This is a genomic window from Syntrophales bacterium (assembly GCA_030018935.1).
Lineage (GTDB): Bacteria > Desulfobacterota > Syntrophia > Syntrophales > CG2-30-49-12 > CG2-30-49-12.
In genome coordinates, this window is sequence record JASEGZ010000032.1 from 1 (window position 1) to 22,516 (window position 22,516).

General features: G+C 48.1%; 20 protein-coding genes and 1 tRNA gene. 7 read left to right on the top strand and 14 right to left on the bottom strand.

What is annotated here, in order from left to right:
• The 3 genes from QMD03_06975 to QMD03_06985 form a co-directional block, all read left to right on the top strand.
• Positions 1 to 756 (top strand): hypothetical protein (locus QMD03_06975; GenBank protein ID MDI6776967.1); only part of this gene is annotated, 756 nt, incomplete at its 5' end.
• A 119-nt stretch (positions 757 to 875) separates the two neighbouring features.
• Complete coding sequence (gene murI / locus QMD03_06980; GenBank protein MDI6776968.1) at positions 876 to 1,682, top strand: glutamate racemase; 807 nt, start codon at positions 876 to 878, stop codon at positions 1,680 to 1,682.
• Positions 1,683 to 1,703: 21 nt separating this feature from the next.
• On the top strand, positions 1,704 to 3,233 hold the full coding sequence (locus QMD03_06985) for an FAD-dependent thymidylate synthase (protein MDI6776969.1): 1,530 nt from the start codon (positions 1,704 to 1,706) through the stop codon (positions 3,231 to 3,233).
• A 4-nt stretch (positions 3,234 to 3,237) separates the two neighbouring features.
• On the opposite strand, the gene QMD03_06990 is transcribed toward QMD03_06985, so the two are convergent.
• Entirely contained in the window at positions 3,238 to 3,516 is a 279-nt protein-coding gene (locus QMD03_06990) for a nitrous oxide reductase accessory protein NosL (protein MDI6776970.1), read from the bottom strand.
• 266 nt (positions 3,517 to 3,782) lie between these two features.
• Here QMD03_06990 and QMD03_06995 point away from each other — a divergent pair, with 266 nt between their 5' ends.
• Together QMD03_06995 and QMD03_07000 are read left to right on the top strand one after the other, a co-directional pair.
• Entirely contained in the window at positions 3,783 to 4,058 is a 276-nt protein-coding gene (locus tag QMD03_06995) for a 4Fe-4S binding protein (GenBank protein MDI6776971.1), read from the top strand.
• A gap of 33 nt (positions 4,059 to 4,091) precedes the next feature.
• Entirely contained in the window at positions 4,092 to 4,376 is a 285-nt protein-coding gene (locus QMD03_07000; GenBank protein ID MDI6776972.1) for a hypothetical protein, read from the top strand.
• Positions 4,377 to 4,412: 36 nt separating this feature from the next.
• Here the strand turns inward: QMD03_07000 and QMD03_07005 are convergent, their stop codons facing one another.
• From QMD03_07005 to QMD03_07040, 8 genes are all read right to left on the bottom strand, one after another.
• Positions 4,413 to 5,999, bottom strand: coding sequence for a hypothetical protein (locus QMD03_07005; protein MDI6776973.1), 1,587 nt, complete (start codon positions 5,997 to 5,999; stop codon positions 4,413 to 4,415).
• A gap of 363 nt (positions 6,000 to 6,362) precedes the next feature.
• Complete coding sequence (locus QMD03_07010; protein ID MDI6776974.1) at positions 6,363 to 7,172, bottom strand: acyl-CoA dehydratase activase; 810 nt, start codon at positions 7,170 to 7,172, stop codon at positions 6,363 to 6,365.
• Positions 7,169 to 7,948: an acyl-CoA dehydratase activase gene (locus QMD03_07015; GenBank protein MDI6776975.1), complete on the bottom strand. Its 780-nt coding sequence runs from the start codon at positions 7,946 to 7,948 to the stop codon at positions 7,169 to 7,171. Before QMD03_07015 ends, QMD03_07010 begins: the two co-directional genes overlap by 4 nt.
• A gap of 30 nt (positions 7,949 to 7,978) precedes the next feature.
• A complete protein-coding gene (locus tag QMD03_07020) occupies positions 7,979 to 9,085 on the bottom strand; it encodes a 2-hydroxyacyl-CoA dehydratase family protein (protein MDI6776976.1) in 1,107 nt (368 codons plus the stop codon).
• 80 nt (positions 9,086 to 9,165) lie between these two features.
• Positions 9,166 to 10,443 carry a 2-hydroxyacyl-CoA dehydratase family protein gene (locus QMD03_07025; protein MDI6776977.1) on the bottom strand — a complete coding sequence of 426 codons (1,278 nt, stop codon included), beginning with the start codon at positions 10,441 to 10,443 and terminating at the stop codon, positions 9,166 to 9,168.
• A gap of 560 nt (positions 10,444 to 11,003) precedes the next feature.
• Positions 11,004 to 12,158 (bottom strand): acyl-CoA dehydrogenase family protein, encoded by a 1,155-nt coding sequence (locus QMD03_07030; protein MDI6776978.1) that lies wholly within the window; start codon positions 12,156 to 12,158, stop codon positions 11,004 to 11,006.
• 19 nt (positions 12,159 to 12,177) lie between these two features.
• Positions 12,178 to 13,377, bottom strand: a complete 1,200-nt coding sequence (locus QMD03_07035; GenBank protein MDI6776979.1) for an acyl-CoA dehydrogenase family protein — start codon at positions 13,375 to 13,377, stop codon at positions 12,178 to 12,180.
• A 131-nt stretch (positions 13,378 to 13,508) separates the two neighbouring features.
• Positions 13,509 to 14,501: a KpsF/GutQ family sugar-phosphate isomerase gene (locus QMD03_07040; GenBank protein MDI6776980.1), complete on the bottom strand. Its 993-nt coding sequence runs from the start codon at positions 14,499 to 14,501 to the stop codon at positions 13,509 to 13,511.
• A 681-nt stretch (positions 14,502 to 15,182) separates the two neighbouring features.
• On the opposite strand from QMD03_07040, the gene QMD03_07045 reads away from it, so the two are divergent.
• On the top strand, positions 15,183 to 15,851 hold the full coding sequence (locus QMD03_07045) for a nitroreductase (protein MDI6776981.1): 669 nt from the start codon (positions 15,183 to 15,185) through the stop codon (positions 15,849 to 15,851).
• Between the two features lie 218 nt (positions 15,852 to 16,069).
• Here the strand turns inward: QMD03_07045 and QMD03_07050 are convergent, their stop codons facing one another.
• The 5 genes from QMD03_07050 to QMD03_07070 all read right to left on the bottom strand — a co-directional run bounded on the left by QMD03_07050 (position 16,070) and on the right by QMD03_07070 (position 21,675).
• Positions 16,070 to 17,764, bottom strand: coding sequence for a transglutaminase-like domain-containing protein (locus tag QMD03_07050; GenBank protein MDI6776982.1), 1,695 nt, complete (start codon positions 17,762 to 17,764; stop codon positions 16,070 to 16,072).
• Positions 17,765 to 17,777: 13 nt separating this feature from the next.
• The gene (locus QMD03_07055) at positions 17,778 to 18,371 is read right to left on the bottom strand and encodes a pyruvate kinase alpha/beta domain-containing protein (protein MDI6776983.1); all 594 of its coding nucleotides are present in this window, start codon (positions 18,369 to 18,371) and stop codon (positions 17,778 to 17,780) included.
• Positions 18,372 to 18,760: 389 nt separating this feature from the next.
• Positions 18,761 to 19,276 carry a response regulator gene (locus QMD03_07060; GenBank protein MDI6776984.1) on the bottom strand — a complete coding sequence of 172 codons (516 nt, stop codon included), beginning with the start codon at positions 19,274 to 19,276 and terminating at the stop codon, positions 18,761 to 18,763.
• A 73-nt stretch (positions 19,277 to 19,349) separates the two neighbouring features.
• Positions 19,350 to 20,525, bottom strand: a complete 1,176-nt coding sequence (locus QMD03_07065) for a PilT/PilU family type 4a pilus ATPase (protein ID MDI6776985.1) — start codon at positions 20,523 to 20,525, stop codon at positions 19,350 to 19,352.
• Between the two features lie 67 nt (positions 20,526 to 20,592).
• Positions 20,593 to 21,675 (bottom strand): type IV pilus twitching motility protein PilT, encoded by a 1,083-nt coding sequence (locus QMD03_07070; protein MDI6776986.1) that lies wholly within the window; start codon positions 21,673 to 21,675, stop codon positions 20,593 to 20,595.
• A 455-nt stretch (positions 21,676 to 22,130) separates the two neighbouring features.
• Here QMD03_07070 and QMD03_07075 point away from each other — a divergent pair.
• A tRNA-Ala gene (locus QMD03_07075) sits at positions 22,131 to 22,206 on the top strand.
• The last annotated feature ends 310 nt before the right edge of the window (positions 22,207 to 22,516 follow it).

Consider the following 22,516-nt stretch of genomic DNA (forward strand, 5'->3'; position numbering starts at 1 on the left):
AGTCTTCGCCTGAAGGCGAGGGTTTTTCTCCCAATCCCCGAGGGGGACAATAAATCCGCCGTTAAGGTGGCTATGGATCGAAGATACCGTGACTATTCACAGGACGGCCCCCTTACCCCGTCGCAGATGGGCGAAGCGCTAAAAAGGCTCAGAAACATGGTTCCGATTGGCCCTAAAGATCAGGTTAATGTTGACAAAACCATCTATCAGACCATGAAAAACGCCGGAGAAATTGAAATCGTTTTTGATCGGCGCCTTAAAGACCGCCTGAAGGTGATTCTGGCAATTGATAACGGCGGATGGTCCATGGAGCCTTATATCGAGATGGTTCAGGCACTCTTTAACTATGCCAGGGCCCAGTTCAAAAATCTTAAATTTTTTTTCTTTCATAACACTATCTACGACAAACTCTGGGAAGATCCGCCAAGATGCAGCAAGCCCTTTTTCGTTGATGAACTTGCGCGACTTGACCCCGATACAAGGCTTGTCGTAGTAGGGGATGCGAGCATGGCACCCTATGAGCTTATGGCAACTGACGGTTCCATTCATCTTGAAGGGAGATCAGGAAGGCCAAGCATCGAGAGACTCCGCTTCATCAGCAAGACTTTTCGCCATTCTGTATGGCTTAACCCAAAACTCGAATGGGAATGGCCCTATACCAGCACCATTTTCCTCATTCGTGAAACATTTCCCATGTTTGAGCTGACCCTGGATGGGCTTGAGAAAGCGGTGAAACGGATGCTGAGCAAGAACTGATAATGTTGCAGGTTTCACCGCGACACTTAAGTTAGGCGGCCAGGAATGACTTGATAGTATCGTAGTGTTGTGTTAAAGAGGGTTGACTTCTCAATTGATCAGATAACGAAGGATGCGCCATGCAAACCAACCCCTCCCAACCGATCGGCGTGTTTGACTCTGGTGTCGGTGGACTTACCGTTGTTCGCGCCCTCGTGGAAAGACTTCCTTTTGAAAGCATCATCTACTTTGGTGACACGGCCCGTGTTCCCTACGGGGTGAAATCCTCGGAAACGATCACCCACTATGCCATGCAGATCACAGAGTTCCTCTTGCAACAGGAGGTAAAACTCCTCATCATTGCCTGCAATACCATGGCGGCTGTCGCCTATCAGGCCGTCGCAGGTCTATCGCCTGTCCCTGTTTTAGATGTCATTGATGCGGGCGCCCGTAGCGCCGTTGCTGAAAGGCACACAAAAAACGTCGGCGTCATCGGTACACCGGCAACAATCAACAGTAATGCCTATGAACGGGCCATTCACCGGTACAATCCAGACATCAGGATTGTTTCCCGGGCCTGCCCCTTATTTGTGCCTCTGGTTGAGGAGGGGTGGCTGGATCACCAGGTCACCCGCCTCACTGCCCAGGAGTACCTGAGACCCATACTGACAGATAATATTGACACTCTGGTCCTCGGATGCACCCATTATCCCCTGATCAAGGGGCTCCTCCAGGAGGTGGCGGGGAATGACATCCGGCTGGTAGATTCCGCTGAGGCTATGGCAGAAATGGCGGCAAATCTGTTACAGAAAAAGAATCTCTCCAATCCCGAACGGATGCCGCCGGATTATAAGTTTTATGTCACCGACGTTCCCTATCGCTTCCAGGCAATCGGCGAACGCTTTCTCGGACGACAGCTTTTTCCTGTACAACTCATCAAATGGTAAATGGAAAGGGGAAGAATAGCGATGAAGGTCATCCTTGCCGGCTATAATCTCGACCACGAAACGATCCGTGCCTTCAAGGCAGCACATCCCGGGGTGGAAAACCTCACTCCGGAAACTATCTCCGCCGCCTATGCCCGGATCAGCAGAGACTCCCGCCCGGTTAATGAACTGCGCACCATCGCCCTAGGCGAGGTGGAAAAGGCGAGACAATCCAACCAGAATATCGTCTTTGAGATGGGACACAGTTCCATCGCCGAACATGCCGTTTTCAATATAGATGTCCTGGGTGTTTCCCGTCTTATCGTCGAGGAGATCGAGAAATGCCGCCTCTGCTCATATACAGAAAAATCCCAGCGGTACATCCTCCTGAAAGACGATTTTGTCCTCCCCGCAGAGATCAAACAGGCCGGTCTCGAAGAAACCTTTGTCAGAACCATCGGGGAGCAGAACCGGTTTTACCATGCTCTGTATGAACACCTGAAACCCTACGTTTTTGAAAAACACAGAAACCTGGCCAGGGACCCGGCAAACCGCTCCACCCTCGAAGGATGGGCCAAGGAAGATGCGAGGTATATCATCTCCCTCGCCACCATGACCCAGCTCGGAATGACCTTAAATGCCAGGAATCTGGAACTTATGCTCAGACGCCTGGCGGCCCATCCACTGGCCGAGGCAGGGGAATTCAGCCATCGTCTCTACGAAGCAACGAAGGATATTGCTCCCTCCCTCGTCCGGTATACCAAGGCCACGGCTTATGATCGTGTAACGAGGCAGGCATTGAAAGAAAAAACAGAGGGGCTCATGACGAAATGGGGTAATAGACAGGGGGCAAGGGGCAAGGGAGAGAAAGGTGCTCCATCCGGACATGATCAGGCCTGCCTGTGCGATGCACGCAGACAGGTAGTTCTTCTCTATGCCACACCGGGGGCTGACGAGAGAATTGTGGCCTCACTGATCCACTCTTCATCAAACATCCCCATGGTCCAATGCCTCGATATCGTTTCCCTTATGGGAGGGGAGGAAAAGAAGGATTTTCTGAAAACGGCCTTCCGTTATATGCAACCGTACGATCCCGCCCTGAGGGAATTTGAAAATGTGGACCTCCACTTCGAACTGACCGTGAGCGCAAGCTGTTTTGCCCAGTTGAAGAGACATCGCATGGCCACCATCACCTGCCAGGACTACGATCCAACTCTCGGCGTGACCATCCCGCTCGCCATAGCTGAAACCGGCATGGAAAGGCAGTTCATGGAGATCATCGAGCGCACAGAGGAAGCTTATGATCATATCAGAAAAGTTGCACCGCAAGCGGCAGGCTATATCCTCACCAACGCCCACCGCAAGCGGATCGCCATGAAGATCAATGCGAGGGAACTTTACCACATCGCCCGCATTCGGGCAGATCGTCATGCCCAGTGGGACATCCGGGAGACGGCCCAAAGTATGCTCACCCTGGGAAAGGAGGTCATGCCTCTCACCCTCATACTCGCCACGGGGAAGGACAACTTCCCATTCCTCTATGACCGATTGTTCCCCGCGGAAATCATCTGACACTTCAGTGCCTGTGTTCCATCTCCATCATCATCTTCTTCATTTTTCTCATTTCCCGTATCATCTTTGTATCCTGATACATGTCTTCATATGCGGCTTTCATCGCCTCCTCAAATGTGGCAAGCTTTCCACCGTTTTCTCTCATAAATCTTTCCGCCTCATCCCGCTTCTCAAACGCCCATTTTGCCCTTTCTGCCATGACACCCTTTTTGCTTCCACCGATTACCCAGAATGCCTTCTCCGCATCAATGAGATTCTTTGTATTGTAGTCTCCCACCCAGATTGCCCTATTTTGACTATAAACCCTATTGGGGGTAATATTGAAAGGTTAAAATTTACATATTCCTAATATAATTAATAATTTAGACATTTTGACCTCTCCGGAATGTAGGTTAAATGAAATTTTGGCCTTTGAGATTGACTTCCCATTTGAGCTTTGGTATCTGGAATTAAGTTCGTGAAAGCGCAACAGGCAGAAACGCCTTTTCGTAGTGGCCGGAGGAAAGCGAGTTCCTTTGGCGTAGACTATTTGACGGAGGTATAAATGCTATGATAGTCAACTATGGGTACACAGACGGTAGTGGAGAGTACTATATCGTCATTGATACCGATAAATGTGATGGATGTGGGAAGTGTGTTGAAGCCTGTCCGGAAAATGTCCTCGAACTTGCCGAAGATGACTACGGGGATATCGTTGTAAAGGTGAAAGACAAGGTCAAGAGTAAAGTGAGCTATGTGTGCTTGGGTTTCAACCCGGGCTGTAGCAAGAACGAGGTAAACTGCCGGAGCGTCTGCGAACGTGACGTAATCTCCCATACATGGTAAACTTTGCAGATTGCATCTATCAGGAGGTATGATATGGAAGAAAAGGATATAGATATGGCGTTTTTTAAGAAATTTGACAATGGGGACAAGATCTTCGCCCAAGTGTTCAGAAAGGCAAAGAAGGAAATTGTATTGCAAGATGAGGATGAATTTATAGAGTCCATGGGCCAGCAGATCAAAGAAGACCACGGCTTGAGCGAGGATGACGCTAGTAGGTATGCAAGCCTGATATACCGGATATGGGAGGAGAGATGTGCTTGTAGTATGACCTCCTTTGACCAGGAGATATCCTCTCTCAAAAGAAAGATTTTCGCCTGACACACCCTATCGCATTCGGTTTGACGATAACTTCGGTTAAAGCAGTGGCAGAGAGTTGGTGAGTATTCTTCCGTCCAGTAGCTTCTGTAAAGCTCTTTCATCGCATGCTTTGGCTTCTGCTAACTGAGCCGCTCCACTATGACCAGCCCTTCCCGCTACAACTCTATACGTATAGCGGGGCCCGTGGCTCGTCTGCTCGGTCACGACGCATAGATTCTCGCAATTTGGATACACCCCTTTGTTCTCTTCCACACCCTCGGCTATTTCATGCATATGGGTAGTAAAATATGCCGTCATACCAATCCGTTGGGATATTCTTATAAAAGTGCATGTTTGCGACAGCCCTTCCTGATAACTCGTGCCTGAACAAGGTTCGTCAAAGAGGGCTAAGCTATAAGGGGTCGCATAAGTAAAGATCCTTTTAGCACGTTCAAGCTCCCAAGAGTACCTACTCTCAATATCCCCCGCACCTTCTTTCTCGGGAAAATGGGTGAAGACATGATCAACTACACTCAAGGAGACATTTCTTGCAGGAACGTATAGCCCCACTTGTCCCATCAATTGAATCAGCCCCCTCGTTTTCATATACCATGTTTTACCACAATAGTTTGCGCCGGTAATGATATTTACCTGCCATTTATCATCGTTCAAGATATCATTGGGTACTAATTTCTGACCCGGTTCTTTTTCTATCAGGAAATTATAGACTTCTTCGGCTTTTGTTTGTCGGGCACATATCTCCCTTACTTCCGGGAAGACACAAGGTATACCCTCAGCGGTTAAGCGAAAAAATAGCGCGGCAGCTTTTCGATAAAAAATCAATTGATTTAACGCAGCAATACTGTATCGTATATGATCTTCTAACCCTTCAAAGGGGTTACCAAACACCTGCATCATTATCTGTACAAAGGCATCCATCAGTGGAATCCTGATGTGCTGGTTTCGAGAATTCAAGGTTACTTCCATGGTCTCCAGCCTCTCGCCATCAATACGATCTGTTTGTATTTTACCGAAACGATCAGTCGCTTCCTCAAGCATTTTGCTCAATGCCCTGGATTCATTCTCAAACCCAAAGACGGAAAAGGCTATGGGAGTAAAGTCGAACCGCCTATTTAAACCCAAATAGAATGGCACCTCTTCCTCGATCTTTTTATCATAATCCTTCCAGATCTTCATGTCTGGATGCTCTTTCGCTTTTTTCAGAAACTGAGAGAGCTGCCGCAAACCCTCAGAGTTCTTGGAGCCAAGTTTTTCTATAAGCTCGTTTAGAACGTGTTCATAATCTCTTAGTAATCTTGAATAAGGTAATAGAAGTCCCCTACTCGTGGCAGAAAAACCAATTCCAGAAAGACCTTTCTTGAGAGTCTTGATAGCCTCTTCAATGATCTGACTTAATCCTTCTTCTGCAATAAAGTCCCGTAGTATATCCTGGCGAAACCTTACTACGCTTGTAACGATGGGCAAAAAAAAGAAAAGCTCTTGCACGGTTTGACCATGAGGGTTCTGGAGTTCATCTATATCTAAGTACTGCTTAAACAATCGGCCGAGATCCAAATCGGCAAAGAAGGCATTATGGGCTTGGTAATAGGTCTTGTCGTACTCACGATAGGACTTATTGTTCATTGAATGCCTAAAGGCCTGTGCCTGTCCTCTATCATCTATGGCGAACAGATCAGGTATGGGTGGTAGTTTATATTTATCTTTGATCCTATCGATGCTAATTTCTCCCAATTTCTCTCTCATTCTTGACCTCTTGGTTTCCAATCCAAATCCATATTACCCCTGAGACACCGTTCATTATAGGAGACCTTTGCATAACTTGCAAAAGGGGTTCTGAGTGGCGAATCAAAGATTTTTTCTCGATGACAAATGTTTATATCACCGTTTGTTCTCGTTGGTTTATTAATTTCTCTCACAAGACGCGAAAAAAGATTTTGAGCCACGATGAACCCCTTCTGCAAAGCTCTCTATAGCAGTGTGACCGCCTTAAGTTTTGTGGTGGTTGTCTTTTCCCCCCTTTTTTTCAAGGATTTCCCTTGCAAAACATGCCGCCCCAAGGGCGCCTACTATCTGAGGCTCGAAGCATATATTTGCCTTGAGACCCACCTTTTCCTCCACCTTTTTCACCACCCCAATATTCTTGGCAATTCCCCCACTGATAACGAAGTCTCCTTCGATCCCAACTCTCTTTAACAGGGTAGAAACCCTGTCTGCCAACGCCTCGCAAGCCCCCGCGAGTATATCGTTTTTGTGGACTCCTTCATGGAGATATCCCAAAACCTCCGACCTTGCAAAGACAACACAGGTGCTGCTCAGGAGAGCTAATTTGTCCTTTATGTCGAGGGAGTGGGCTCCCATCTCGGCAAGAGGGGTGTCCAGTAGTTCTGCCATGATCTCCATGGATCTTCCGGCGCCAGCAGCGCATTTGTCATTCATGGCAAAATTTGTGACCTTTCCCCTTCCGTCACAGCGGATAGCCTTACAGTCCTGCCCACCCATATCCAGTATTAGGTGAACAGTGGGAAAGAACCAGTAGGCCCCTTTTGCATGGCATGTGATTTCCGTAATATTCTTGTCGGAAAAAGGGACGACGACCCTTCCGTACCCTGTGGATACGATATAGTCTATATCGTCAAAGGAAACCTTTGCTTCCTTTAAAGCTATATCCATAGCTTCTTTGGCGGTTTCGCTACTGTCAGGCCCGGTAGAAATGAGACTCCAGCCTAGTATCTCGTTATCTTTCATTATAAGCGCCTTGCCTGTTAAAGACCCTACATCTACCCCCGCGGTTATCATCTTAACCTCCTTCCTTGTTGCGCTTGTAGAGCGGCGCCGAGGGCGCCTATGATCTCCGGTTCTTCTGGGACTATGAGTTCCGTACCCATTAACTCTCTCAAGGCCGTGACAACACCTATGTTCTTGGCTATTCCCCCCATAACAACCACTTCCCCCGTCAGGAGAATCCTATTTGCCAGACCACATATCCTGGAAGCGATAGATTTATGAATGCCTTTCAGGATGTCGTTTTTCGGTGTCTTCCTGTGGATCATGGATACCACTTCGGATTCAGCAAAGACGGAACACATGGAAGTAACTTCAATATCCTGTGTTGCTTGAAGGGAGAGTTCCCCCATCTCTTCTGGTTTCACGCGTAATGCCCTGGCCATTGCATCCAAAAAGATGCCCGTGCCAGAGGCACACTTGTCATTCAGTGCGAAATCAAGTACCTTTCCTTCGGCATCGCACTTTACGGCCCGACAATTTTCTCCACCGATGTCGATTACCCCATCTGCTTTTGGGTAAAGGTGGCGGACACCCCTGGCATCACACATCACCTCTGTTGCCCGTCCTGACTCGAAGGGAATTTTTTTCTTTCCAGCGCCTGTGCACACAATAGATTCTACGTCCTGAAGTGAAATACTGGCGTCTTCTATCACAGCATCCATCGCCTTTTGAATAGCCTCTGAGGCATTCACACCGGTAGGAAGCACTTTGTGCGACATGATCCTGTCCATATTCAATAGCACAACCTTTGTTGTCAGCGATCCTGCATCTATCCCTGCTGTTATCATTACCAATTCTACCTCCTCTTTTATTTAACTTTACAGCATTTCTATGAAAGCCTGTACCCTGGTTCTCAACTGCCCGAAGCCAGAAAGGCTGTGATCCACTTCGAGCGCTAAAACCGGTGTCTCTTCCTCCAGCTTTTCCTTATGGATTGTTGATTCATAGGTATAGGGATGACAGTACTTTATTAGGAAGTAGATAATACCGTCAACGTTGAACTCCCTGGCAAGCTCATGAAGGTAATCATACCTTTTTTCCGTTGGATGCATACACGCACAAACAGGCCGCTCCATGTTGAACTTCACTATCGCATCCATCGGATCCTTATTCGGCTTCGTTTGATACCAGTAGTACTTCGTGGTTGAACACAAATCATCGGCCACCACCATCCCTCCCATATCTTCCACGAGCTGGATCAGTCCTGGGTTGTCTATAATGCTTCCTGTGATCAAGATCCTTGGACGATCCGCGCCGTCAATTTCTCTTGTCTTCACTTCGGCGATGAGCTGTCTCAACAGGGGGTTAGCCTTTTCCTTTGGCATCAGCGCAGATGCCATCGCTATGGATAGGGCTTCGACACCCGAAATGGGCGGTACATCCCTCTTCCTTAAATCATTCAGCTCCTTTAGCAATCCCCTTGTCTCATCAAAGAGCTCTATTGATTTCTTTAAGGATGCATCGGTTACCTTGGTTCCACTCACGTTTTCCATCAATTCTTTAAACTTCTCCAGCTCATGACGATAGAATTTGAGCCCTGCTTCATCGTACAGCTTCTGTGGGTTGTTGAACATATAACAGGGCACCGAATCGATATAGGTGGACCACATGCCCTTGAGATGTCTCACTCCGTCACAGGTGTTGCACAACACCAGATAATCGAGAAAGTCAAACTTTTGGTCCATACCGAGGTCAAAAATGTTCCTGATGAACTCACAGACACACGGTTGAAAATACGAATCGGCTTTTGTAATAGGCTCAGGTGTACCAAAGGTAGGCCAGGGCAACATACCGGCCGCATGGATTATCTCTTCTGGGACATAGATACACCTATGTCCAACCACCTTCTTCCCGTCTGCTTTCCAATCTTTTATTATCTGTTGGGGATTGTTGGCGATATCCCTCATTACATCTATAGATCCCATTGTTTAACCTCCTTTTGGTGTGAATTCTCAATGAGTGGGCATAGTTTGACCATCGTAAGAACTCAAGTTCGTTTGAGGAATTAACTTTTGCTTGCGAGCAGGGTCTCGATAAAGGAATCAAGTTTGGAACTGATGGCGACATCGTCGTATTCTCTTGAATCTATACCATCTAAGTCGAAGATCGTGGTAGGTACGCCGGTCTCTTTATAGACGGCATCTTTGATCTGTCTCATAAATCCGGGTAAGAGACCGCAACTCCTCTTGACCACCGATACAACCCCGTCGATCTTAAAATCCTTCACATCCTGCACAACGTGTTCAATCATGTTGGTGGTTATCGGGTTGAGTACATCGGTAAGCAGCTTGTAAGCGAGACTCTCAAGGGGCTTCTCAGGATCTATGTACGAAGGATCGAATGCCCCTCCCGTAGCACACTCGACCATTTCTGTGACGAAAACAGCGCCATATCTCTCCACGGAATCGAAAAGTTGCATGTTAAACAGTAGCGGTACTCCCACAAACATCAATCTCGCTTTTTCGTCTTCAAGGAGGGCTTCCTTTTTTTCTTTCTTCTCTTTTAGCTCTTTGAGTTCCTTTTCAAACAATGTGTTCAGTTGCGCCGGGGGCAGTACTTGAGTCAGTATAAGGGCCGTGACAAGGCCATCCATTGCGCTCATAACCGTAGGGGGGATCTTTCTCAGGTCGTTTATTTCCTTCCAGAGTAAAAGGGTCTTCTTCGAAAGGCGAACGGTTTCTTTGAGCTTATCCCAGTCTACCTTGAATCCCTGTCTGCCTAAGAAGTCAAGAGCGCCCTTCAACTGGCCGGCCGTATACTCAATGGCATAATCGGGAGGCTCCGTCCCCCATGTGTTTATCGGGACATCGACGAAATGGTATGGGATATTATAATGATCAACCAGGTACATGAATGACTTCGTCTGAGACATGCAGGGGTAATTGCCCCCTATTATAAGGTCGGGTGCAACATGCCATTGGTCCCACACCGTTTCCCTTTCGTTTTCCTGGGCGACCCCACACCCGAGAAAACACCTGTGGAAGGCACAGACGTCTTTTGAAAATCCGTGCTCTTCGGCTATTTGTGTGTAATGGCTCCCTAGAGCCTGGAACCCCATGATGAATGGAAGGTGCTCCAGATGAACTACTGTTGCATCTACCGCGTGAAAGATCTCTCTCGGTAGCAGTCCGTCTGCCCAGATTATCGGTCTACCTTCCTCCTTCGCTTTCTTAAGACCTGCATAATACGCAAAAATCGCTCCAAATATCTCTTGTGATGTTTGCATGGCAAACCTTCCCATGCCCAAACCCGCTTTTCCCGGGCTAGCCGCTTGTGCACTCATGCTCCACCTCCTAAGACCGGCTCCACCGGTCTTCAAATTAAAGGTTTACAAAAAAGGTACCCCTAACACTTGACTTGTGTTGAACTCACGCAAATCATATTGGCCAGACATCACCCCCCCCTTCTTTTATGTGTTAGTAACACATGATCTGTCCGGTTTGTAGCACACAATCTGTCCGGTTTGTTATAGTCACCGATGGAGGTGACAAATGAGACGGACAGAGATGCCAGGGGAACTCCTGGAAGTAACAACCAATAAGGCGGCGTAACCCAACGGAGTTACCCACAACCATATTTCCCGCCATGCTCCGCAAGGGCTGCGGGAAAATGGCTGTGGATAACTCCTGCACAAGAATAACTGGCGAGGAAAGCGAACATCCGCCGCTCACCTCCTGTTCTCAAATAGCACCCCTTGAAGAGCAGAAAAAGCGGACAATTCATTTGCTACAAAAGCGGACAATTCATTTGTTCTTGACACCCCCCGTATTTTTAATCCGCAGTAGTTACAAAGAAAATTCATCATCTACTTACAAAATTAGGCGGTGGATTTGATCTGAACGCTTACCTCATAAACAGGGGTTGAAGTTGCTCCAGTTCACAGGCTATCCTTTCCCTATGGAAACCTCCACCCCCTAAGGTAAATTCCGAGGCCTTGGTACGGAGAAAGTACAGACCGAGATCAAGTTCTTCCGTGAATCCTACTGCTCCATGGATCTTAACACCATCCAAACAGACACGCTGGTAAACTTCATTTGCCTTTGTCTTGACCATTGAAATTAGCAACTTGGATGGCATTCCCGTGCCGATGTGCCACGCTGCCTCGTAGGTGAGATACCGTAATCCTTCAACCTCGATAAGCATCTGGGCCAATTTATGTTGAATTGCCTGAAAAGAGCCGATAGGTTTATCAAACTGGACCCTCTCTTTAGCGTAGTTGTTCGTCATCTCCAGGACCGCTTCAACCCCACCCAACATCTCGGCGCATTTTAAGACAGATCCATGCTGGAGGATAAATTCCACTATATCCCAACCTTTGTTCACCTCTCCCAGGACATTGCCCCGGGGAACCCTCACCCTGTCGAATCTTACCTCACACTGCTTGTCATGTGCCACAGTGGGGATGACCTCCGTATTTATGCCGGGGCTTTTGGCATCCACGATGAATACCGTGATCCCCTCCTCCGGGGTTCCTTTCTGATCAGTCCGGCCCACGACCAGCAGGTAATCAGCCACATGGGCACAGGGGACAAAGAGTTTCGTGCCGGAAAGGAGGTAATAATCTCCCTCTAAATTAGCGCAAAGTTCAATTCCCGAGGCTTCATAAGTAGCTGACTCTTCTGTCAGGGCAAGGGTCCATATCTTTTCCCCATTGGCTATTTCAGGGAGTATCTTCTCCCTCTGCTCAGCGCTACCATATTCCAGAATAGGAAGGGCGCAGAGAGCTACTGTGGGAAAGAAGGGGGCGGGGAGAATATTCCTGCCCATTTCCTCCATCAAGACCACCAGATCCATATACGCCAATCCCGTTCCCCCATACTTCTCAGGCAGGATAAGCCCCATCCATCCTAATTCTACCATCTTTTGCCACATCTCTCGATCGTACCCCAGTTCATCTTCTTTTAACTTTCTTATTTTGTCTTTGGGGCATTCCTTCTCCAGGAATTTCCTCGCTGAATCCATGATCATCATCTGATCTTCCGAGAAATCAAAATCCATCTGGCGCTCCTCCTGATATCTAATACGATTTGGGCAATTTCAGGCCAAATTGGCCGATGATGTTCATCTCCACCTCATCGGTTCCGGAAGCACTTGCTATCCCGGGGAATAACCAGTAAAGGGCTTCCACACAACCTTTGAGTTTGGTCCATTTAGATTTTCGCTGTAGTGGATCCATTTGCGAATACATTCCCAGAATCTCCGTGCCAATTATAGCCAGCCGCTCCAATATCTGGTCATTGTAAACCTTGTCTCTCGATGGTTCGTAAACTGGATTAATTCCCCTGCTCATCTTCCAGATTGTTTCACAGACAAGGATCCTCTGTGTTTCGATCATTATAGCCATATCGGCCAACTTATGACGGATTTCTTCCTGCCGGAAGAGATGCTTCTCTCTTGTGTATTGGATAAGTTCGTCCAGTATCCTTCTGTTGTATCCACAACCCCTGCCGGCGACACTCCCTCTCTCGAACCCCAGAGAGTGCATCAATTGATGCCACCCATTATTTTCCTTCCCCACCAGATTTGTCACGGGAACCCTCACATCATCGAAGAAGACCTCATTGAATATATGGTACCCAGCGTAGTTTATCAGGGGTCTTACCGTAACTCCCTTGCTCTTCATATCCACAATAATAACACTGATCCCCTGGTGTTTTTTGGGGGCACTGAGGTCAGTTCTGACTGCAAGCCAGCACCACCTTGCCCTGTGAGCGGCGCTGGTCCATATCTTCTGTCCATTGATGATGTACTCATCTCCATCCCTTACAGCACGGGTTCGAATATTGGCAAAATCGCTACCGGCATTGGGTTCACTATAGCCCGTGCACCAGACGCCATCTGGTTCTCCTAAGGCGATAAGGGGGAGGTGCTTTTTCTTAAGCTCCTCTGAGCCAAACACCATCAGGGAGGGACCCACCCAGTCCACTCCGCTGATTCCCATTGTAACACCCGGTATCCCCCAGTATGCTGCCTCTTCAGAATATACGAATTGCTCCCATAGAGAAGCGCCTTTACCACCATATTCTACCGGCCAGGACATGGTAAGCCAACCCTTTTTTGCAAGCTTTCTGGACATCGTCATGGCAAATTTCCAATCCTCATCCCGGTTTTCCTCTTCTAACATGGCCGCAAGCCAATCTGGTGGCAACTCCTCTCTTGCAAATTCACTGATTTCCCTTCTTAACTGTTCTTCCTTTTCGCCGAATTTAAAATCCATTAGATCGCTTCCCTCCTGGTCAATAATTCTGATGTACAAAAAGCGACTGTCCCTTCAAGACCGAAATTCCTTCTTTACATGGTTTGTTTAAATACCGATGTCAAGTGAATGCGTCCCTTAGGAAGGGAGGTTCAATGAGAAATTGAAATCTTCAGGGTTCCCCCCCTTCCCAGGATGTCATGAAGATGTACATAACCTTTGAGCTGATTCTTCTCGTTGACGACAACAAGGGTAGTGATTTCATCCCTCTGCATGTATTCTATGGTTTGGGCAAGGGAGGTATTTTCCTCTATCGTTTTGGGAGATCGGGTCATTAACTCATCAATGGTTTTGCCCTTGAAATCCTCCCCTTTCCGTACTAAGCGTCGTACATCCCCGTCAGTTAATATTCCTAACATCTGATTTTTTCTATCTGTAACCAGGACAAATCCCTTATTTTTGGCGTCAATTTCCTCTATTGCCTGGATGGCTAACGCTCCCGAGTAAACTCTCGGTACTTCTGTTCCACTTATCATGGCATCCCTTACCTTGGCCCTCAGCCGCAATCCGAGATGTCCGCCAGGATGAAATTTGTGAAAATCTCTCTCATTGAAATTCCTCTTTTCAATAAGGGCGACTGCCAGGGCGTCTCCCATGGCCAATGAGGCAGTAGAGCTTGATGTAGGGGCCAAGCCAAAGGGGCAGGCTTCCCTTTCAACACCCACATCAATCACCACATCACTGGATCGGGCAAGGGTCGAGGAGGGACTGCCGGTAAAGGTGATCAAAACTGTGCCGATCTCTCGAATATTACTAATGAGCATATTGAGCTCATATGTCTCTCCACTGTTAGAGATGGCAAGCATGACATCATCTTTTGTAACAATGCCGATATCTCCATGCATACCCTCCACGGGATGGAGAAAGATGGCCTGAGTACCGGTACTGGTCAGGGTAGCCACTATTTTTTTCCCCACCAGTCCAGATTTGCCTATCCCGGTTACGATAACCCTGCCTTTTGATCTATAGATAATGTCAACCGCTTTGACAAAATTGTGGTCCACTTTATCAACAAGATGGAGGATGCTTTCGGCCTCTGTTCTCAAGACTTCTTTTGCCAGTTTTATCGCCTGGTCTTCTTCCATTTGATGCTACCTTTTGTGTAAACTTTCACTTCCTCTCTGAGGAAGGCCGAATGTCATTTGATACTAAATACCAGAAATTAAAACTCATGACAAGGTAAAGATAAGGTGGACCTAATTGTCAAGACAATTTTTTTGAAAAATTAAGTTACACTCTGGGGCAGTTTTTTTGTTTTTTAGTACATGTGATCGTGCCCCCATGAGCAGCAGATCGTACTCATTTACCACCGGTTCATAGTAGATGCTGGACCGGGAGATGTCCAGAAGTTCCGCCTGATGGCTGATGGAAATTTTTCGATTCGTCTTGTCAATGAGCAGCAGCTTATCCCTATGGGGTAAGGCCAGATTTTTTTTAAACCACAGTCCAGCTAAAAACGATTTTCTGTTGACCTATCTGGCGGCAAAGTTCGGCAATCAGCTTTTCCCGAAAGATATAGCAGATCAAGTTTTATAGTTCAACAGAAATGTCGTTGTAGGGTTAGTCTTAATTAGTATTGAACAGGCTTAAAAGAATAAAATGACAAAAACGAGAGGTTGAGAGCTCTGGATAATGCCCATTTTATCCATGCGGTGAACGGAAACCCCGCATGCAAATGCTTTGACAAGATTTCTTTTCCCCTCTATAATTCTCTCGCGCATAGCGTTACTATCTCACCAATCATGGAGTCATTATGGAGGCATAAGATGGATACAAGGACAGCCATGCAGCAGAGAAGAAGCATACGTAAGTTTAAAGCGGATGAAGTTCCAGAAAAAATCGTTCGTGAAATCCTCGAAGATGCACGCTGGGCACCGTCATGGGGCAACACCCAGCCCTGGGAAATTTACGTGGTAACCGGGGAAGCCCTAAAAAGACTCAGAGAGGCGAATCGCCAGAAGTTACTGGAGGGTGTATCGCCCTCACCAGAAATCAAGATGCCGGAGCAATGGCCCGAAGCCCTGAAAAAGAGATATACGGAGGTAGGGAAAAGCGTCCTGACCTCCCTATCCATTGCCCGGGAAGACCATCAGGGACGACTCCAGTATAACGCTGATATGTACTCCTTTTTCAATGCCCCATGCCTGATCCTTTTCTGCATAGACAAGAGTTTAGTCGTTGAATATGCCATGCTCGATGTAGGGCTTATCTTACAAACAATCTGCCTGCTTGCCCACAACAGGGGACTGGGTACCTGCATCTTGGCAGCCTCTGTTAGATACCCGGATGTCCTGAGAAAATCATTGAAGATCCCTGAAAATAAATCTGTTGTCATCGGCGTTGCCCTCGGATATCCTGACTGGGATTCACCGGTGAACCATTTTGCGCGAGAAAGGACAACTCTAAATGACCTTGTAACCTGGGTAAACCTTTGAAAAATTGAAAATTGGCTTCGTGAAAGGGCGAATTTGCAGAATCAGCAGAGCTGGATCGAAGATTCAGCGTAGCTAATCAAAGATTTTTTCGGGGAGGGGGGCTCTGCCATCGCAGCGAAACTAAATGATGCATGGTCGAAAAAAGATTTTGAGCCCTTGTGAAGTCAATTTTCAAAGGTCTCGAGGGGTTAGCAGAGAGATCTTGCCACCTTACGGTTTCACTGCACCGTGAGGCCAATCAGTCGGTAATTGAACTCATAATTCAGGGCACCACTCCAGTCATTCTCGAAGATGCCTTTATAGCGGGTTCCGTCCGCGGGTCCCACCGGTTTGCCGTAAGTATAAAACCAGTTTACGATGGGACTTCCGGTAAAACCCAGGGCGATCCAGTAGGAACCAGGCATGAGAATCGGATTATCCCGGCTGAAATCAAAGTCAGCCCAGCGGTATCCCGGTTTAAGAGAGAATTGCTCCACGCCAATGATGTTGCTGATGCTGATGGGTGCCCCCGGCTTGCCATGGCTGTCGGAAAAGATCTCCACCCAGAGCCAACCATCGCCACCGAAGCTATGGAGAGCCAGGCCAACTTTCTGGAGCTTCACCGGTTTCCTCAAGACGACAACCTGGGCATACTGGGTGACCTTTGTGGTCACATATTCAGCAGTCTCCACCAGAAAATTACGGGTCATTTCAAATTGATCTGCACCGGAGGCACTGGTTACCCGGGGAAACGCAAAATCAACATCTTCGGGAAATTCGAGGTTACCAAAAATAAAAGGCACCTCATAACGAAGTTCCCGCTTCTCAGCCTCCGGGATTACCGGCGGAGGCGGGGGAGGCTTTACCTCAACCTGCTTGAAGGACGCCTTCACCTCCGGGGAAAGAAGAATGTTCCTGGGCCCGTAGGACTGTTTGTCCCCCTGAACCCTGACCTGATCGGTTTTGAAATCGGCACTGATGACCTCCTGGAGTTTTGGTTTTACCGCCGCTTCCCCGGTTTGCGACCATCGCAGGAGACCATCATTTTTAGTCTCGTTGTTGTCAACGCCCACCTCGACCCTGATAAAGCGGTTGGAAACAAAAAGCTGGGAATTCTGAGGATCGAAAGGCACCCAGCCGAGATCGGGGAACCAGACTTCGATCCATGAATGGCGGCCCTGTCCCATCTTGAACGTGAGGACACCTTTCTGCCAGGTAACATCAAAAGGTTGTTTCAGGGTAATGCCATTGATAATCCGAACCGGAATCCCCACAGACCTCAACAGGGCAGCGCTTAGATGGGAAAAATTCTGGCAATTTCCCTTACCTGATTCGAGAGAGTAGACAGCATCGTACCGGGCTGGGGGATTCACATAATGCACATGATCCACCACCCAGGAAATAATCCTCTGCACAGCATCAAACTCGGTCTTGACACCATCAGTGAGCCGGGAAGCCAGTTCACGGATGCAGGGATGATCGGCCTGTACCTGCTGAGTCGGCTTGAGATAATCCCTGATCCCCTGATCTATCCTTAAAACAGGAAATGGGGCCTGGGTCTCGAGAGCCTGCAGGCCGGTCCTGTTTACGGCATTGAAGGAAAGACGAACATCAATGACATCAGGGGACTTCGCCCAGGTGGCGACAACAATCTGGTTGCCCCGTTCATCGGCACTGGTTTTCTTCTCCTCCGGTTCGGGCGAAAAAGCAAGGTCAATTGCCCTGACTTCCTGGCAATAGGTAGGCGATTGAAAGGTCTGGGGTAATACAAAGCTCAGCGCTAATTTCCTGATACCCTCACCGGCTGTTACCCGTTCCCGCAGTTCATAACTTATATTCGACACCATCTCTCCCCTTACTGTATAGTTCTCAGCCCATCCGGGGATAGACCACAATAAAACAATGCCGAGGATTATCCAGAACATCTTTCTCATTATCCTTCTCCTCTTAAAACACTGCAGGCTTGCAGATCACCTCTTTCACTTTTAGAGCAAAGATATCGGCGCTGTTGGCCGGTTGGATGACCAGAGCGGTATCGGCGCCGCCGGCAGTGCCTCCGATAGAGATCACATCTTCATCAGTTCTCACCAGACCAGCATCAGCGGCCATCAGGGCCAATTCGATGGCCACCTTGGTGCCCTGGCCGAATATACGAAGGGTATAGGCCATAATTTCATCTACCTGATATGTGGCGAGTTTCCTTCTCACACCACGACCAACCCCGCCAAAGACATGCTGGCAGGTCAGCACCGTCACGCCCTTTGATTGTAACTCCTGCCGGTCCATGTCGCTCAACTCCTGAAAATCTGGTTTCACAAACCCCGTCACATGGGTTACAGCAATGATCTTAATACCTGGATCAAGGGCTTTTAAAGCCTCGAATGCGGTCTTCCCACTGCATGTAGCAACCAGGACCTTTCCGATCGAAAGCTCCCTGCACCGTCTTGAAACAGCTTCCATTACCGCTTTCGTGTTCTTTTTACCGGATTTAAAAAAATAACGGCAGGGGATATCGTTGTACAGAGTTAATTTCTTCGCCATGATCGGTTACCTCCATTTATCTCCCCTTATGAGGGGGTAAAAAAGAGTACTACAAACGGCCGTTGTCTGTCAAAGACTTTCAACCTGTGCGGTTGGGCTTTTTCACCGCAAAGGCGCAGAGTACGCAGAGGTTACCTCTTTTTTTGTTTGCCGTTGAGAGGCCGGAAAACAAAAAGCTGAGTAGTTTCTCTTTGCCGTCCTCTCAACGGCAAAGAGAAAAACATCTATCTCTGCGTCCTTCGCGTCTCTGCGGTGGATACAGGCTCTTTTGAAGAGGATATGGGGTTACTCGGTGAGCTGGGTGGGGCATATCTGAGGGCAGGGAAAGCTCAAGGAAGCGGAAACAGCGGCGGCGGCCCGCCAGAGGGCCGGATCCCTAAGATGAGAAATCAGATCCGTCCCTTTTTCCTGAGTATCTCCCGGAAGACGTGATAAAAGGCCGTGTTGTCAGTAGTGCCACGCTGGATGATCGGGCCAATATCATCTATGCTTTCTGGGTTGATGACAATATTGACGCTCCTGTTAAAGGCCGCCATGTTATCCATGGTGCGGAATCTATCACTAACAAGGGCCACAAAGATCTGTCTCCTAATACTCATGGAAAGGCTGCTTAAATAATTGAGCACATCATTGTTGTCCGCATCCCCCGTGTCAAAATTTTCATTCAAGACAACCAGATCATAGACATGAAACCGCATCCTCTTGAGGGCATCACGTGCGGATGTTGGCTCTGTAATCCGGTAGCCGAGGCTCTTCAGGATATTGCTGATCTTTTCCCTCGTAGATGGATCGGGTTCGCAGATCAAGGCTGTTTCACCGCCTGTCTCGAGAAAATCAAACGGCCTATCTGCGGCATCGTACGTATCTGATGCCACCTCGCTTAAAAGGGTCTTCTCCTCTTCCATGGTATCCCTTTTCCTGCTGGCTCAGGCTCGTATAACACAGCATAACGCAGGCTAAAGCCTGCGGTTACTGCGGCTACCATTTCATTTTCGGTTTTCCATAATCAGTATCAACTTCAAGCTTACTAATATCTGTTGTGGCCTCTCCCCTGGCGCTCTTTACCGAATCAATGCCACGGCCAACAATCCCCTTGTTGGATGCATAGGCCTTGGCAGTATCTTCACTGACAAGACCATTCTTGTACAACTCGACAATATAATCGTCAAATGTAATCATGCCAAAGGCCTTGCCTGCCTGGATAATCTCATAAAACATTTTTCCCTCTGATTCTCCATGCAGGATGGTATCCTTGACACGCAGGTTTGTGCCCATGACTTCAAAGGCTGCCACCCGGCCCCCACCCTCTTTGGGGAGAAGTCTCTGGCATACAATCCAGCGCACCGTATCAGCCAGACGGATCCGCACCTGGTTTTCTTCCTCTGTGGAAAACATACCCAGTATCCGATTAATCGTCTGACCGGCATCAACCGTGTGAAGCGTGCTCAACACAAGATGCCCCGTTTCTGCGGCGGAGAGGCCGATCTCCACAGTTTCCCTGTCCCGCATCTCGCCCACGAGGATGACCTTTGGCGCCTGTCTGAGAGCGGCACGAAGACCATTGGCAAAGGTGTCGAAATCGGTTCCCATCTCCCGCTGGTTAAAGGTTGCCTTCTTATGAGGATGGGCGAATTCCACCGGATCCTCAAGGGTAACGACATGAACGGATTGCTGCTCGTTAATCTCGTTTAATACCCCAGCCAGTGAGGTGGATTTACCACTACCTGTTGCGCCGGTGACGAGGATAATCCCGTTTTTCTCCTTCGCTATCTTGTAAAAGGCCTCGGGAAGATTCAATTCCTCGCAGGTGGGAATTCTGGTCTCAAGTTTTCTGAGGACGACGGAGTAATTCCCCCGCTGGGAAAAGATGTTGACCCGGAAGCGGGCCTTGCCGGGTAGTTCGTAAGAAGAATCGCATGAACCCTGCGTGACGAGTGTCTCTAAGAGACGGCGGTCCTGGTTTATCAGGTTCAGGGCGAATATCTCCGTTTGAAAAGGGGTTAGCGTCTGAAGGGGAGGATCAAGCTCCACACCGGTCAATTGTCCGGAGCTTTCCACCTGAAAATGCTTACCCACCGTGATGTTCAAGTCAGAGACATTTTTATGGGCATCGAGCATTTTGGTCAGTATATAATCAATTTCCTGTTTTCTCATCACGCTTTCCTCGACATGGATGCCGCACTATTGACGACGGGCAGATTGTTGCACTGCCATTCAACCGTTACACTTCGGTAAAATCTGTAGGTGGCGATTTTAAAAAGGGCCTGAACCGAGTCTTGTCGTTACACTTCATGTATGCCTCATCTACACTGATCCAGCCCCGGTTGTAGATATCCATGATGCCATCATCTAACAGTTGCATACCGTATTTTTTGCCCGTTTGAATCATAGAAGGGATCTGAAAGGTCTTGGACTCCCGGATCAGGTTCCGTACCGCCGAGTTGGCAATCAGGATCTCAAGGGCTGCACAACGTCCCTTCTTGTCAATCCGCCTGAAGAGGACCTGGGAAATGACCGCCCGGATACCGTCAGCCAGGGTAGACCTGATCTGCATCTGTTCCTCGGCAGGGAAAACCTCTACAACCCGATCAACGGTCTTGGCAGCACTCGTGGTATGGAGGGTGCCAAAGACAAGGTGTCCCGTGGATGCGGCTTCGACGGCCAGGGATATGGTTTCAAGATCACGCAGCTCGCCCACCAGGATGATATCCGGGTCCTCACGTAGGGCACCACGAAGGGCAGCAGCAAAGCTCTTGGTGTGGATACCGACTTCCCTGTGGTTTACAATACAGCTCTGGCTCTGGTGAACAAACTCGATAGGATCTTCAACGGTAATGATGTGATCCTTACGGGTACGGTTTGCCTCATCAATGATAGCCGCAAGGGTTGTTGATTTTCCGCTTCCCGTAGGTCCTGTCACCAGTACGAGACCCCTCGGGAGAGTGGCCAGCTTGGAAACGACAGGGGGGAGGCCTAACTCCTGGGCAGATGCTATCTTACTGGGGATCTCTCTGAAAACAGCCGCCACACCAAATTTTTGCTCGAAGAAATTGGCCCTGTACCGGGCAAGCCCGGGGATCTCATAGGCAAAATCTACATCTCCGGTTTCTTCAAATTGCTTGATCTTATGTTCGGGTGCGATCTCATAGAGCATAGCCTTCAAGCCATCATTCTCTAGCACATCAAACTTTATCCGTTCCATCTCACCCCGTATCCTGATGACCGGCTGCTGCCCGGACACAAGGTGCAGGTCTGAGGCACCCTGTTCATGCATCAACTGGAAAAAGGCATCGATTTTTGCCATAGTAGGACTCCTTTACGGTTGTATGTTAAGATTCCCTCTGTTTTCCAAACTAAAACAGTATATCTGTTTGATTTCTGAAGGTCCGCTTCAGATAAGGGGGAGTATAATAAAAAACAGTGGTTGTCAAGAATAAAAAGCCTTTTTCCTACCAGGCATTTTATCAGATTCCAAGACGGTGCTGCGATTCAGACACTGGACTTCAGACTTTAGACGCCAGACTTTTCTATATAGGAAATTAACCCTTTATCTTTGAGTAATCTCTGAGCATTTCCTCCCCTTCAGTCTAATGTCTGAAGTCCAGTGTCTGAATCACAAAAGACGGTGCAAATTTCTTGACAGATACCAACCGGATAATATATGGTGAGCCGTAAGCAATCAGCCGTCAGCTATCAGCTAAAACCTGTCTTACTGATAGCTGACGGCTGATTGCTGAACGCTTATGAAAATAGAATGTCGGGGATGTAGCTCAGTTGGGAGAGCGCGGCGTTCGCAATGCCGAGGTCAGGGGTTCGATCCCCCTCATCTCCACCAATGCTTTTTCTGACACTTCTATTTAATCACCTGTCGAGTCTTTTGTCAGTAACTCAACATCTTCCTGGAATTCTTCCAACTTAAGTGTACTATCCAACCTACGCTTATATATCTCAATGTGGCTGTTGCCAATAAGATAGGCATTATGGGCCTTCTCGATATGTTTGCCGATCTCTTCATATTTTCTGTAGAACTTTTCAAAAGAATTCTGAATACTTGTAAGCCCATCCTGTAACTTTTTTACACTTTTAATAATTTCGTAACACTTTAGCTCTTTGAAAAACTATGCGGCCTGTTTTAAGAACACTGT